This window comes from Pseudescherichia sp. L3, assembly GCF_024656065.1.
Lineage (GTDB): Bacteria > Pseudomonadota > Gammaproteobacteria > Enterobacterales > Enterobacteriaceae > Pseudescherichia.
In genome coordinates this window covers 817,938-831,412 of the sequence record NZ_JANKYC010000001.1, presented here as the reverse complement: position 1 = coordinate 831,412, position 13,475 = coordinate 817,938, and the positions used below count along the sequence as shown (strand labels likewise).

Annotated in this window: 13 protein-coding genes; 2 read left to right on the top strand and 11 right to left on the bottom strand. The window is 56.0% G+C overall.

The features are described from left to right. The first annotated feature begins 174 nt into the window (after nucleotides 1-174). On the top strand, nucleotides 175-540 hold the full coding sequence (locus tag NR795_RS04050; protein ID WP_144812490.1) for a hypothetical protein: 366 nt from the start codon (nucleotides 175-177) through the stop codon (nucleotides 538-540). 10 nt (nucleotides 541-550) lie between these two features. Further along, nucleotides 551-2,647 carry a pyrroloquinoline quinone-dependent dehydrogenase gene (locus NR795_RS04045; RefSeq protein WP_257757220.1) on the top strand — a complete coding sequence of 699 codons (2,097 nt, stop codon included), beginning with the start codon at nucleotides 551-553 and terminating at the stop codon, nucleotides 2,645-2,647. Nucleotides 2,648-2,729: 82 nt separating this feature from the next. Here the strand turns inward: NR795_RS04045 and NR795_RS04040 are convergent, their stop codons facing one another. The 11 genes from NR795_RS04040 to fabG all read right to left on the bottom strand — a co-directional run bounded on the left by NR795_RS04040 (nucleotide 2,730) and on the right by fabG (nucleotide 13,471). Further along, entirely contained in the window at nucleotides 2,730-3,596 is an 867-nt protein-coding gene (locus tag NR795_RS04040; protein WP_257757219.1) for an alpha/beta fold hydrolase, read from the bottom strand. A 61-nt stretch (nucleotides 3,597-3,657) separates the two neighbouring features. Further along, a complete protein-coding gene (locus tag NR795_RS04035; protein WP_257757218.1) occupies nucleotides 3,658-4,761 on the bottom strand; it encodes an NADH:flavin oxidoreductase/NADH oxidase in 1,104 nt (367 codons plus the stop codon). A 94-nt stretch (nucleotides 4,762-4,855) separates the two neighbouring features. Next, entirely contained in the window at nucleotides 4,856-6,289 is a 1,434-nt protein-coding gene (gene ptsG, locus NR795_RS04030; protein ID WP_144812504.1) for a PTS glucose transporter subunit IIBC, read from the bottom strand. A 294-nt stretch (nucleotides 6,290-6,583) separates the two neighbouring features. Next, the gene (locus NR795_RS04025; protein ID WP_257757217.1) at nucleotides 6,584-7,381 is read right to left on the bottom strand and encodes a metal-dependent hydrolase; all 798 of its coding nucleotides are present in this window, start codon (nucleotides 7,379-7,381) and stop codon (nucleotides 6,584-6,586) included. A 10-nt stretch (nucleotides 7,382-7,391) separates the two neighbouring features. Continuing rightward, a complete protein-coding gene (holB, locus tag NR795_RS04020; protein ID WP_144812509.1) occupies nucleotides 7,392-8,396 on the bottom strand; it encodes a DNA polymerase III subunit delta' in 1,005 nt (334 codons plus the stop codon). After that, complete coding sequence (gene tmk / locus NR795_RS04015) at nucleotides 8,393-9,034, bottom strand: dTMP kinase (protein ID WP_257757216.1); 642 nt, start codon at nucleotides 9,032-9,034, stop codon at nucleotides 8,393-8,395. The genes holB and tmk overlap by 4 nt, the downstream gene beginning before the upstream one ends. Next, on the bottom strand, nucleotides 9,024-10,046 hold the full coding sequence (gene yceG, locus NR795_RS04010) for a cell division protein YceG (RefSeq protein WP_257757215.1): 1,023 nt from the start codon (nucleotides 10,044-10,046) through the stop codon (nucleotides 9,024-9,026). Before yceG ends, tmk begins: the two co-directional genes overlap by 11 nt. Then, nucleotides 10,043-10,858: an aminodeoxychorismate lyase gene (gene pabC / locus NR795_RS04005; protein ID WP_257757214.1), complete on the bottom strand. Its 816-nt coding sequence runs from the start codon at nucleotides 10,856-10,858 to the stop codon at nucleotides 10,043-10,045. The genes yceG and pabC overlap by 4 nt, the downstream gene beginning before the upstream one ends. Nucleotides 10,859-10,988: 130 nt before the next feature. Continuing rightward, nucleotides 10,989-12,230 carry a beta-ketoacyl-ACP synthase II gene (gene fabF / locus NR795_RS04000; protein ID WP_144812523.1) on the bottom strand — a complete coding sequence of 414 codons (1,242 nt, stop codon included), beginning with the start codon at nucleotides 12,228-12,230 and terminating at the stop codon, nucleotides 10,989-10,991. An 88-nt stretch (nucleotides 12,231-12,318) separates the two neighbouring features. Next, on the bottom strand, nucleotides 12,319-12,558 hold the full coding sequence (acpP, locus tag NR795_RS03995) for an acyl carrier protein (protein ID WP_042392766.1): 240 nt from the start codon (nucleotides 12,556-12,558) through the stop codon (nucleotides 12,319-12,321). Between the two features lie 178 nt (nucleotides 12,559-12,736). Beyond that, complete coding sequence (gene fabG / locus NR795_RS03990) at nucleotides 12,737-13,471, bottom strand: 3-oxoacyl-ACP reductase FabG (RefSeq protein WP_042392763.1); 735 nt, start codon at nucleotides 13,469-13,471, stop codon at nucleotides 12,737-12,739. Nucleotides 13,472-13,475: the final 4 nt, after the last annotated feature.

Here is a 13,475-nt window from a genome sequence, read left to right as displayed (position 1 = left end):
ATAGTGCAAGGGATCCCCCGAACCACTTAGCACCCCAGAAAAATATCCTTCATCTATACTGAGTTACGTTTAGTGAGCTGTGCGGCTGTCATTGCCCTGCGTGATGATTAGCAGCAGTAGACTACTACGACAGCAGATTAATTATTGTTCATTTTGGAGAGAGGATTTCCTGGTATGTTGCAATCTCAACCCTCACGCTTCGGCAGTATACTTCTGCTGCTATCAGCCGTGATTGGCTTCGCAGTCGCTTTATATGCGTGGCTAACGCCGCTTACCGGCGTCACCGGCACTATCGGTGCCCTCGGCGTCGCCGTTGCCAGTGTGTTTCTGGCGATACTGACCTTTATACTGCGTGCTGCCTCTCGTCGTGGAACGCGTATTTTCCTGATTGTTGTCACCCTTGTCATGTTGTTCGGTATTGGTTTTGCAGGCGCGTTGCTGCATCAGTACCTCATTACTGCAGCAATGGTAGTCGGCCTGATTGGTTTGATTGCGCTGAGCAGCAATTCCGTTCGTACCAATCATCGCGCCAGAGTCTGAGGAGCCGCCCGTGCATAACGAAAAACATTCTCCATTACTGAAAGTCAGCATGACGGCGCTCGCCTTGCTGGTTGCGCCGCTCTCGCTGCATGCACAAGAGAAGGCCGCTGAGGCCTCTCAGGGAACCCAGGAAAAGCTGAACGTCGATGCCGCCGATCAGCAGGCGCCAGGAACCACAAAAACCACTGACGATGTCTCAACCGGCAAAAATGACGGACAGAAGGTGGAATCTGCCGTACAGCCCGCCACGCCGCTGGTGCCTGCTACTGCTACCTGGGACAGCTTTCATGGCCAGCTTAACGCCCAGAAATACAGTCCACTGACGCAGATTACGGCGGACAACGTCAGTAAATTAACTAAAGTCTGGGAATTTCATACCGGTGACGTCTCGGATGGCAAAGGTGATACCCCTGCCACCGTCTGGTCAGCAACGCCTATTTTTGCCAACGAAACGCTCTATATCGGTACCCCTTTTGATCGCCTGATTGCACTCGATCCAGGTACAGGGAAAGAGAAATGGCATTACGATACTAAATCATCGCGCAAAGCCCTGACTCAGCCGGTTCTCAAGAACCGCGGCGTCTCCTACTGGCAGGCTAAAAATCCGGTCGCCGGACAGGCATGCCAGAAAATCGTTTATATGGGTAACGTGGACGGCCATCTCTATGCGCTGGATGCCGACTCAGGGAAGCCGTGTGCAGGCTTTGCTGATAATGGCGTGCTGGATATCAATCAGTGGAACACGGTCAACGCCAAATATCCGTTATCTATCCTGCAGCCGCCAACCGTGGTAGGTAATCATCTGCTGGTCGGCTGGGCGGGTAAAGACTGGGCCTATGCCGAGGCACCTCCGGGTACTGTGTTCTCAATCAACGCGCAAACCGGCGCGCGTGAGTGGACCTTTGACGCGATTCCGGCAGAGATCCGCCAACGCACCGGTACAGCCAACGTCTGGACCCATATGTCTGCTGATGAGGCCAATGGCCTGGTCTATCTCCCGGTCTCGTCCCCCTCCCCTAACTACTGGGGCGGCAATCGTGTTAAACCTATTCCGCTTGCAACCTCCACTACTGCGCTGGATATCAATACCGGTAAAGTTGTCTGGTCTCGTCAATGGGTTCATCACGACGTGTGGGATTACGATATCAACTCTGCGCCGACCCTGATGGATATCACCGTCGATGGCAAACAGATCCCGGCACTGGTACAGGCGACCAAACAGGGCTTTCTGTTTGTTGTGAATCGCCTGACGGGCGAAGATGTCTGGCCGATTGAAGAGCGTCCGGTACCACAGGGAGATGGTTCGGTACAGGGTGAAGTGCTTTCGCCAACGCAGCCCTTCCCGACGAAGCCTGCGCCGCTGCTCGATCAATCGAAGAAGCCGGAGATCTGGAAACTGGCAGATGCCGTAGGTGCGGGCCAGTGCTCTCGCCTGTGGGATAAGCTGAGTTACGACGGAATGTACACGCCGCCAACAACCAAGGGAGAAGGTGCCCTGACCTATCCAGACAGTGCCGGTGGCGTTCAGTGGGGCGGTGTGGCATTCGATCCGAAAAAACAGATTGCCATCGTCAATACCTCACATATTGTGCAGTACCTGAAGCTCTATAGCCGTGAAGATTATAAAAAGGCGGATAAAGGTTCCGGCAATGAGAGCGGCTTTGCGCCTCAGGAAGGTGCACCTTACGGTATGCGTCTGATGGTGGCGAATAACTGGCTTGGCATGCCGTGCTGGCAACCCCCATTTGGTGAAATCGTAGCGCTGGATATGCACACGGGGGATGTGAAGTGGCGTCGTCCAGTGGGTGCATCGCAGCAGTATGGCTTCTTTATGCCAGAGAGCTGGGGCTCCCCGACCATCGGTGGTCCAGCCGTGACGGCAGGGGGCGTGGTGTTTATCGGTGCCTCCATGGATGCCAAAGTTCGCGCCTATTCAGTGGATAGCGGTGAAGAGCTATGGTCCGATCAGGTAGAAGCACCTTCGGTAGCGAACCCCTCGATCTATGAGTACAAAGGCCGTCAGTATGTCGCCTTTGTCGCGGGGGGCAATACTATTCTGAAGGATCAGGTAGGCGATCAGGTTGTCGTTTACGCGCTTCCTGAATAACCGTTTAACATACCGTTAAGCAAACTGCGTGGGGCCTTCGGGCCCCATTTTTTTAGCATTTTATGAACAGCGTACGGGTGATTTACTGCCCTGGTTGCAACAGAAATCGCCGGAGTTCAGCTGTAAGTTCTTCAGGCGCTTCTTCAGCCATATGGTGACCGCTGGCTATGGCTTTGCCTTGAGCTTGCGGTGCCCACGTTTTCCAGATGCCTAATATGTCACCGTATATATCTTCCAGATCGTCATATTTTGACCATAGACAGAGCGTCGGACAGGTAATCAATTTGCCATTCTGACGATCGTGATGCTCGTGCTCTTTATCGATGCTCAGACCGGCGCGATAGTCCTCGATCATTCCATGCACGGTTTCCGGATCGTGTATGGCCTGCCTGAATTCGAGATACTCCTCGTCTCCCATTGTTTCAGGCTGGCCTCCATACCATTTATCAGGATCAGCCAGTATTGCCCGCTCTGGTTTTTCTAATTGAGCAAAGAAGAACCAGTGGTACCACTGCCGGGCAAACTTTTCATCACACCGGTTAAGTGCTTCAAGTATTGGAATGCAATCCAGTACGGCTAGTCGGGTGATCCGTTCCGGGTAATCAAGCGCGGCCCGGTAAGCGGTGTAGCTCCCTCTGTCATGCCCAACAAGAGCAAACTGCTCAAACCCCAGCAGGCTCATTAACTCAACACAATCTTTTGCTTTAGCGCGTTTAGACGAGCCCGCGTGATTTGGCTGGTCGGCAGGTTTAGATGAGCGCCCGAATCCCCGCAAATCAGGGCAAACCACGGTAAAGGATTTGGCAAGCTGGGGAGCGACTTTTGACCAGGTGACGTGAGTACGAGGATGGCCATGCAACAGCAGCACCGGAGGGCCACTTCCCCCATAGCGGACATTAAGCACGGCTTCGGAAAGGCTAATTTGTGTATGCGTAAATCCTTCAAACATAGGTTATCTCCCCGCCAACCACACCGGCTCTGAAAAAGCGGGGTTGTCCCCGCTTTCTGTATCAGGACTTAAACAGGTTCTTCAGCGTATGAGGCTGGCAGCGAAGATACTGGCTGGCTGCCCTCACCTGTGCGCCCAGCGTTGCGGCGGCATGCCACGGCCAACGCGGATCGTACAACGCCGTACGCGCAATCCCAATAATATCTGCATCGCCGCTCGCGACAATGGACTCTGCGTGTTGGGCTTCGGTAATCAATCCAACGGCTACCACCGGAATAGTGACTGCGGACTTCACTGCTCGTGCTAGCGGAACCTGATAGCCCGGATAGACATCGATTTTTTGATCGGGATGGAGACCCCCGCTTGATACATGGATCGCATCAACACCGCGCGCTTCAAGCATTTTTGCAAACGCCACGGCTTCCTCAATGCTGAATCCGCCCTCTACCCAGTCCGTCGCGGAGATGCGCACGCTGATCGCTTTTTCTGTCGGGAAGGCTTCACGGACCACGTCAAAAATTTCCAGTGGGAATCTGGCGCGGTTTTCCAGTGAGCCGCCGTACTCATCGGTGCGCTGGTTTGATAACGGCGACAGGAACTGATGCAGCAGATAACCATGTGCGGCGTGAATTTGAATTAGATCGATACCCAGCCTGGCAGCGCGTTTTGCGGCATTGGCAAACTGGGTGCGAACCTCGTCTAGTCCGGCACTGTCCAGGGCGGTCGGGAGCGTGTAGCCCGTGGTGTAGGGAACGGCGGAGGGGGCTAACGTTTGCCACCCGCCCTGCTGATCAGGCGGAATTTGCCCCTGTTGATCCCAGGGTTTGTAGGTCGATGCTTTTCTTCCCGCATGAGCCAGCTGGATCGCAATGGGCATATCCGACCATTTACGGATTGCATCAAGCACCCGGGCCATGGCTGCCTCACTCTTATCATCATAGAGACCGACGTCGGCAAAGGTGATACGCCCTTCAGGGGAGACGGCAGTGGCTTCAATGGTCAGCAAACCCGCACCGGATTGCGCCAGCTGCCCCAGATGCATCATGTGCCAGTCAGTCATGCATCCCTCTTCAGCGGAGTACTGGCACATGGGGGCTATCACGATCCGGTTTTCAATTTCCAGATTTCTGATGCGTAGCGGGGTAAATAGCGTGGGTTGTGGCATAAGACTTCCTTTCGGTTTCAGCATTTATAGAAATCTTAATATAGCGCATAAAAAAGGGAGCCTTACGGCTCCCTCAGTCTCCCCAGACTGCAAATTAGCTGTTGCGGATGTACTCATCCATTTCGGTTTTCAGGTTATCGGATTTAGTACCGAAAATAGCCTGAACGCCCGAACCTGCAACCACCACACCCGCTGCACCCAATTTCTTCAGGCCAGCCTGGTCAACCTTCGCCACGTCGGCCACGCTTACGCGCAGACGCGTAATACAGGCGTCGAGGTTAGTGATGTTCTCTTTACCACCGAAGGCGGAGACCAGTGCCGGAGCCATCTCGCTGGTTGCGCCAGCTTTAGTGTCTTCGGTTGCGTCTTCACGACCTGGGGTTTTCAGATCCAGCGCTTTGATCAGCACGCGGAACACGGTGTAGTAGATTGCCGCGTAGCACAGGCCAACAATCGGGAACAGCCACAGTTTGCTGCCGTTACCGCTCAGCACGATGAAGTCAATCAGACCGTGTGAGAAGGAGGTCCCGTCACGCATACCCAGCAGGATACAGATCGGGAAGGCCAGACCTGCCAGCACCGCATGGATTGCGTACAGGATCGGCGCAACGAACATGAAGGAGAACTCGATCGGCTCGGTGATACCGGTCAGGAACGAGGTCAGCGCGGCGGAGATCATGATACCGCCCACTTTGGCACGGTTTTCCGGTTTTGCAGAGTGCCAGATGGCAATCGCAGCAGCCGGCAGGCCGTACATTTTGAACAGGAAGCCGCCAGAGAGTTTACCTGCGGTCGGGTCACCTGCCATGTAGCGTGGGATATCGCCATGGAAGACCTGGCCTGCCGCGTTGGTGTATTCACCAATCTGCATCTGGAAAGGAACGTTCCAGATGTGGTGCAGACCGAACGGTACCAGGCAGCGCTCAATGAAGCCGTAGATACCAAACGCCACAACCGGGTTCTGGTAAGCAGCCCACTGGGAGAAGGTCTGGATAGCCGTACCGATCGGTGGCCAAATGAAGGAGAGGATCACGCCCATGAAGATCGCAGCCAGACCAGAGATGATCGGCACGAAGCGCTTACCAGCGAAGAAGCCCAGATACTCAGGGAGCTTGATGCGGTAGAAGCGGTTGAACATGTAGGCAGCAATCGCACCTGCGATGATCCCGCCGAGAACACCGGTATCCGCCAGGTGTTTCGCCGTAATCTCTTCCGCAGGCAGATGCAGCACCAGCGGCGCAACCACGGCCATGGTTTTAACCATGATGCCATAGGCAACCACTGCCGCCAGCGCAGACACGCCGTCGTTATTGGTGAAGCCAAGTGCAACACCGATAGCGAAAATCAGAGGCATGTTAGCAAAAACGGAACCGCCCGCTTCTGCCATAACATGGGAAACCACTTCTGGAAGCCAGGTGAAGTTAGCCGAACCGACGCCAAGCAGGATCCCTGCAATGGGCAGTACGGAAACGGGCAGCATCAGTGATTTACCGACCTTTTGCAGGTTAGCAAATGCATTCTTAAACATAATTGAGAGTGCTCCTGAGTATTTGTGCTTTTTTTACGTTTTCACGCATTGGCACGGGGGGAGAACCGCGCCCTGGACAGAGCATCTAAGTGCCCTTTATTTATTACACAGAGTAAAATAAATCGCCCTAAGTTTGTTTGACGGTTATCACGTTTCAAAACGCGGTCACCGGAAAACTTTCACTTATTTACAAAAACGGAGTCTGAAAGTATCAAAAAGTCGACTCACCGCCAAGTTTATGGCGGTGCACTGTACTCGCATTGTTAATTAATTACGAGCCTTAAAAAAACAGACTTATGGGCGGGATAGGAGACGCGCGGGGTCGATATGGAACAGCGTGGCGAAGTTTTGCGTGGTCTGCTGCGCCAGCGTCTCCAACGATACGCCCTTCAGCACTGCCATGTACTCCGCAACGTCGCGGGTCATTGCAGGCTGGTTCTCTTTGCCCCGGTGCGGAACCGGTGCCAGATAGGGTGAATCCGTCTCCACCAGCATTCTGTCCAGCGGTACGTAGCGTGCAGCGTCGCGCAGCTGTTCAGCGTTACGGAAAGTAACAATGCCAGAGAACGAGATATAGAACCCCATATCCAGCAGCTTTCCTGCCGTTTCTCTGTCTTCTGTGAAACAGTGTAGTACGCCACCGCAATCCGTCACCTTTTCCTCGGCCAGAATCGCCAGCGTATCTTCGCGAGCATCGCGGGTATGGACGATCACTGGCTTATTCAGCTCGCGACCAATGCGGATATGGTTGCGGAACGACTCCTGCTGAATGGGTTTGGTCTCCGGGGTATAGAAGTAATCCAGCCCGGTCTCGCCCATGGCTACGACGCCCTCTTCTGCCGCCAGGGTACGCAGCTCCTCAACGTCATACGCCTCGTCCTGATTAAGCGGATGCACGCCGCAGGAGAAAGCTACGTTGTCACGATTGCCCACCAGCTCACGCATGGCGCGGTAGCCCGGCAGCGTCGTAGCCACCGCAAGGCAAAACTTAACGTCGCGGGCGGCCGCTTTGGTCAGCACGTCGTCCACGTCCCGGTGCAGGGATTGATAATCAAGGCCATCAAGATGGCAGTGGGAGTCGACTAAAAACATAATGTCTCTCTTAAAGATGGGATACAGGCAGCACGGCGTCGGGTTGCAGCCAGTGCTCCTGGCTCAGGAGTAAATCGGTTAGCAGCAGTTCGCGATTAACGCCGGTCACGGTCAGCAGCTGCTCCCGGCAGGTAAAGATCGCCGCCAGGAGAGCCCGCAAACGCGCAGGCGCAATAATTCTCGCCAGCCGGGTGACCAGCGGATAGGCGTCGGCGTTACCGATCTGCGTCGCTCCCTGCTGGATTTTCATGGCGTCAAGATAGAGCGAGGCCAGCCAGTGCAGACGATCGGCAACGCTGTCATGGTTAAGCGCGGGCAGCAGAGAGAGCCAGTCGCTGCTGGTCAGGGCTGCATCCACGGCAGCGCACAGCGTCTGGCGCTGCGCCCACGCATCGGTAGAGAGCAGGGTTTGTGCCGCGCCAGGCGCACCGCCGCAGAGCCGCAGCGCCGTCAGGATCGCCTCGGGCGAGGCCTGGACCTCCCGCGACAGCCAGGCGCAGGCATAGCGCTCGTCCGGTGGCGCAAGGTGATGCAGGCGGCAGCGGCTGCGCAGAGTGGCCAGCAGGCGGGCCGGCTCACGGCAGGCGAGGAAGAACCAGGTATTGGCCGGGGGCTCCTCCAGCGTTTTAAGCAGAGCGTTGGCGGCGGCCTCGGTCAGCCGGGCCGCATCGCTGACCCACACTACCTTCGCGCCGCTCAGGCGTGCATGCTCGTAAAGCTTCTCGCTCACCTCGCGCACCGCATCAATACCCAGCGTGCTTTTGCCCTTCTCTGGCTCCAGCACATAGTAATCCGGATGGGTTCCGGCCTGCATCAGCTGACAGCCGCGACAGCGACCGCAGCTTTTATGCCCGTCGGGCTGCTGGCAGAGCAGATAGCGCGTCAAAGCATAGATTAAGGCCTCATCACCCATACCGGGCAGAGCGTGGATCAGTAGCGCATGGTGTCCGCGTCCGGCCTGGTAGCTGGCAACCAGGCTTTCAAAGTCTGGGCGTAACCATGGATACCATTTCATGCGCCCTGCTCCTGCACCCAGGCGATGACCGTCTGGCGAATGTCGCTCATCACCTCGTCGAGGGATCGCGTAGCGTCGATGGTTTTAATCCGCGAATCGGCAGCGGCAAGCTCAAGGTAACGGGCGCGGGCGCGATGGAAGAAGTCATAGGACTCCTGCTCGATGCGGTCCAGCTCGCCCCGGGCGCGGGCGCGTTTCAGGCCCACTTCCGGCTCAACGTCGAGGTAGAGCGTCAGGTCGGGACGAAAATCGCCTAATACGGTGTCGCGCAGGGTGGCCAGCATATGCGCATCAATACCGCGTCCGCCGCCCTGATAGGCCTGAGTAGAGAGATCGTGGCGATCGCCGATCACCCAGCAGCCGCGGGCCAGCGCGGGCTTGATGACCGTCTCCACCAGCTGGACGCGGGCAGCATAGAACATCAGCACTTCGGCTTTGTCGGTAATGACCTCATCGCCTACCGATTTGATATCCAGCACCAGGCTGCGCAGCTTTTCGGCAAGCTGCGTCCCGCCCGGCTCGCGGGTAAAGATCATCTCGCCCACCCCAAGCTGGGTCAGCGTCTCCACGACGGTATCGCGGGCGGTGGTCTTTCCGGCCCCTTCCAGCCCTTCGATAACGATGTATTTACTGGCCATTTTTTTCCTTAAGCACTTTCAGATAGTCCTGCACCGCGCGGTTGTGGCTGACGAGGTTGGTGGTAAAGGTATGCCCCCCCTTGCCGTCAGCAACAAAATAGAGATACGGCGTTTTAGCCGGATGCGCAGCGGCACGCAGCGATGCGTCGCTCGGGATGGCAATCGGTCCCGGCGGCAGGCCGCTAATGGTATAGGTATTATACGCCGTCGGCGTTTCCAGATCGCTACGGCTGATTTTACCGGTGTAGCTGTCGCCCATGCCGTAAATGACGGTGGGATCGGTTTGCAGGCGCATGCCGGTACGTAGACGGTTGATGAAGACCGAGGCGACCCGATCCCGCTCGCTGGCTACCGCCGTCTCTTTTTCAATAATCGAGGCCATGGTCACCAGCTGGTTTTGATCTTTATACGGCAGGCCCTCCGCCCGCCCTTCCCAGGCCTTTTTCACCGCGGCGACCATTTTATCATGGGCGCGTTTAAGCATGGTGATGTCAGTGGTATGGGCAGTGTAGAGCCAGGTATCGGGCCAGAACCACCCCTCGATCCACTCAGGGTGCTCAAACTTAAGCGCCTCTGCCACCGTGGCGTAGCTGTCATCTTTCAGGGTGTGCTGAATATAGGGCGCATCGCGAAGCTGCTTCAGGAGGTCGCTGAGACGCATCCCCTCCACCAGCCGCAGCGGGAACTGCGCCTCTTTGCCGCTCTCCAGCAGCCGCAGCATGTCGCGCACCGTCATATCCGGTGTAAAGCGATAGGTCCCGGCTTTGAAATGGGAGAGCGCTGGCTCCACGCGCAACAGCCACTGGAAGACGCGAGGACGATTAATAATCTTCTCACTATAGAGCTGGGTTCCCAACGCCTGGCGACCGGTGCCTGCTTTCAGGGTAAAGATGGTCTCTGCGTTAATGAGCAGCTTGCTCTCCGCCAGCTGGCGAACCTTCCAGTAACCTGCTCCGGCAGCAATGCCCAGCAGCACCAGCAGAAGTACAACAAAACGAAACATTTTCTTCATGACGAGATCGCACGCTCACAAAGGGGAGATAAAAAGGAATACAGCTCGCGGGATGTCCACTCCCACTCGCCGCAGGCGTTAACCGGCACGACAGGCATCAGCGCGTTACAGATCAGCACCTCATCGGCATCGGCCAGCGCCTTCGGCCGCGCGGCAACTTCCGCGAAGGTAAAGCCCGAGGCGGTCAGCCGGTCGATAATAAACTGACGCATAATGCCCTTCACGCCTGCCTGGTCAAGACAGGGCGTAAATACCCTCATGCCCTGACGCCAGAATAAATTCGCGGCACAGCATTCCGTAAGCAACCCGTCGCTGTCAAGAACCAGCGCCTCGTCGCCTGCCGTCTGCTCAAGATGAGTACGAATCAGCACCTGCTCCAGGCGGTTAAGATGCTTTACACTTGCCAGATGCGGGTTACGCCCCAGCCGGATCGGGCTGAGCGCGAGGGTGATCCCCTCCTGCTGCCAGCGGGCATAGTGGGCAGGCAGCGCTGACAGGCTCAGGATGCGCGTAGGCGTCTGGCAACCCGCGGCACTGTAACCGCGCCCGCCCGCACCCCGGGTGATCATCACCTTCAGCACGCCCGTCTGCTGACGACCTGCCAGAGCGATCATCTCCTGCTCGAGGATAGCCCAGTCGGTAAACGGGATAAATAAGCGCTCACAGGCATCGCGCAGGCGCGCAAGATGGGCCTGAAGCAGCTGGATCTCACCGGTTTGGATCCGGGCGGTGGTAAAGCAGCCGTCGCCGAACTGTACAGCCCTGTCGTTCGCCGCCAGCGTCTGCTGTTGGCAGCCATTTATCAAGAACATAGCGGCTCCTCTATCCGTGGCCGGGTAGTCTGGCAGGATGCGAAACGCAGGACAAGCGGAGAAAGCTGAATTGAAAGGGAAAACATGTTGAACGGACCGGGCAGCACAGAGGCTACCCGGTCATACGGCGTTAGATCCGTTTAAAGATCAGCGAGCCGTTAGTACCACCGAAGCCAAAGGAGTTACACAGGGTGTACTCCAGATCGCTCACCTGGCGTGCGACATGCGGAACGTAGTCCAGATCGCAACCCTCATCCGGGTTATCCAGGTTAATGGTCGGCGGGATCGCCTGATCGCGCAGGGCCAGGATGGAGTAGATAGACTCTACCGCGCCCGCTGCGCCCAGCAGGTGACCGGTCATGGATTTGGTGGAGCTGACCATAACGCGGCTTGCCGCTTCGCCAAACACGGATTTCACCGCCTGGGTTTCGGCTTTATCGCCGGCCGGTGTGGAGGTGCCGTGGGCGTTAACGTAGCCAATCTTCGCCGGATCCAGCTGGGCATCACGCAGCGCATTGGTCATCGCCAGCGCCGCACCCGCGCCGTTTTCCGGCGGCGAGGTCATGTGGTAGGCATCGCTGCTCATACCAAAGCCAACCAGTTCGGCATAGATTTTCGCGCCGCGTTTTTTGGCATGCTCGTACTCTTCCAGCATGACCATACCCGCGCCGTCGCCCAGCACAAAACCGTCACGATCTGTATCCCACGGACGGCTTGCCGCCTGCGGATTATCATTACGGGTAGAGAGCGCACGCGCTGCGCCAAAGCCGCCCACGCCAAGCGGGGTACTGGCTTTTTCAGCGCCGCCTGCCAACATGGCGTCAGCATCGCCGTAGGCGATAATACGCGCCGCATGGCCGATGTTGTGCACGCCAGAGGTACAGGCCGTAGCGATGGAGATGCTCGGGCCCTGAAGACCAAGCATAATCGTCAGATGACCGGCTACCATGTTAACAATGGTAGAGGGCACAAAGAACGGGCTGATTTTACGCGGGCCGCCGTTAACCAGCGAGGCGTGGTTCTCTTCGATCAGGCCAAGACCGCCGATACCTGAACCGATAGCGGCCCCGATACGGTGAGCGTTCTCTGGGGTGACCTCAAGGCCAGAATCCTGCATGGCCTGCCAGCCCGCAACAACTCCATATTGAATGAAGGCATCCATCTTGCGCTGCTCTTTGCGCGAGATGATGTCATCACAGTTAAAATCCTTTACTAAGCCAGCAAATTTTGTTGCATAGGCGCTAGTATCGAAATGGTCGATCAGGCTGATGCCACTCTGACCGGCAAGGAGAGCACTCCAGGTAGACTCTACGGTATTGCCGACAGGAGACAACATGCCAAGTCCGGTCACAACTACACGACGCTTAGACACGTTTGTCCTCCAGGGAGGGATAAAAAAGAGATGGGTGGGAGAAAAAGATAAAACTCAGGCGGTCGAATGACCGCCTGGAGATGTTCACTTATGCCTGGTGACCGTTGATGTAATCAATGGCAGCCTGAACAGTAGTGATCTTCTCAGCTTCTTCGTCCGGAATCTCAGTATCAAACTCTTCTTCCAGAGCCATTACCAGCTCAACGGTGTCAAGAGAATCCGCGCCCAGATCGTCAACGAAAGAAGCATTGTTAGTCACTTCTTCCTGCTTAACGCCCAGCTGCTCGCCAATAATTTTCTTAACGCGTTCTTCGATAGTGGTGCTCATACTCTTAAATTTCCTATCAAAACTCGCTTTCGCGATGGTTTTCGTAGTGTATAAAATGTTGAAAAATTTGCAACTAAATCCCGGCAGGTCCTACCACGATTTTGCGCTATTTTGAGGCCAATTGGGCTGATAACGCAAATAAAATTATTTCCATTTGATGCTTTAGGAAATAACGTGGTTAAACCATATACATTCCGCCGTTGACGTGCAGGGTTTCACCAGTGATGTAACCCGCTTCGTCAGAAGCTAAAAATGCTACCGCGCTGGCAATCTCTTTTGGATCGCCAAGACGACCCGCCGGAACCGCTGCCAGCGTACCCGCACGCTGATCTTCGGTCAGCGCACGCGTCATGTCCGTTTCAATAAAACCCGGAGCAACAACGTTTACAGTAATACCGCGGGACGCAACTTCACGCGCCAGCGACTTACTGAAACCGATCAGGCCTGCTTTCGCCGCAGCGTAGTTAGCCTGACCAGCATTTCCCATGGTACCCACCACAGAACCGATAGTGATAATGCGACCATGACGCTTCTTCATCATAGCCCGCATTACCGCTTTTGACAGGCGGAAAACAGAAGAGAGATTGGTTTCGATGATATCGTTCCACTCGTCGTCTTTCATCCGCATTAACAGGTTGTCGCGGGTAATCCCGGCATTATTGACCAGAATATCCACTTCGCCAAACTCTGCACGGACATTTTCCAGCACAGATTCAATAGATGCAGGATCGGTCACGTTTAACAGTAAACCTTTGCCGTTTGCACCTAAATAGTCGCTGATGGCCTGCGCGCCGCTTTCGCTGGTCGCGGTACCGATCACCTTCGCGCCGCGGGCAACGAGGGTTTCAGCAATTGCGCGGCCAATGCCACGGCTTGCACCGGTAACCAGTGCGATCTTTCCTTCAAAACTCATGGTT

What these genes read in the sequence shown, in the direction of transcription:
- NR795_RS04040 (WP_257757219.1), bottom strand. Translation starts at nt 3,596, where the DNA reads ATGTTTGAAGGATTTACGCATACACAAATTAGCCTTTCCGAAGCCGTG.
- NR795_RS04025 (WP_257757217.1), bottom strand. Translation starts at nt 7,381, where the DNA reads ATGTTTTTAGTCGACTCCCACTGCCATCTTGATGGCCTTGATTATCAA.
- NR795_RS04050 (WP_144812490.1), top strand. Translation starts at nt 175, where the DNA reads ATGTTGCAATCTCAACCCTCACGCTTCGGCAGTATACTTCTGCTGCTA.
- tmk (WP_257757216.1), bottom strand. Translation starts at nt 9,034, where the DNA reads ATGGCCAGTAAATACATCGTTATCGAAGGGCTGGAAGGGGCCGGAAAG.
- holB (WP_144812509.1), bottom strand. Translation starts at nt 8,396, where the DNA reads ATGAAATGGTATCCATGGTTACGCCCAGACTTTGAAAGCCTGGTTGCC.
- ptsG (WP_144812504.1), bottom strand. Translation starts at nt 6,289, where the DNA reads ATGTTTAAGAATGCATTTGCTAACCTGCAAAAGGTCGGTAAATCACTG.
- fabG (WP_042392763.1), bottom strand. Translation starts at nt 13,471, where the DNA reads ATGAGTTTTGAAGGAAAGATCGCACTGGTTACCGGTGCAAGCCGTGGC.
- pabC (WP_257757214.1), bottom strand. Translation starts at nt 10,858, where the DNA reads ATGTTCTTGATAAATGGCTGCCAACAGCAGACGCTGGCGGCGAACGAC.
- NR795_RS04035 (WP_257757218.1), bottom strand. Translation starts at nt 4,761, where the DNA reads ATGCCACAACCCACGCTATTTACCCCGCTACGCATCAGAAATCTGGAA.
- yceG (WP_257757215.1), bottom strand. Translation starts at nt 10,046, where the DNA reads ATGAAGAAAATGTTTCGTTTTGTTGTACTTCTGCTGGTGCTGCTGGGC.
- acpP (WP_042392766.1), bottom strand. Translation starts at nt 12,558, where the DNA reads ATGAGCACCACTATCGAAGAACGCGTTAAGAAAATTATTGGCGAGCAG.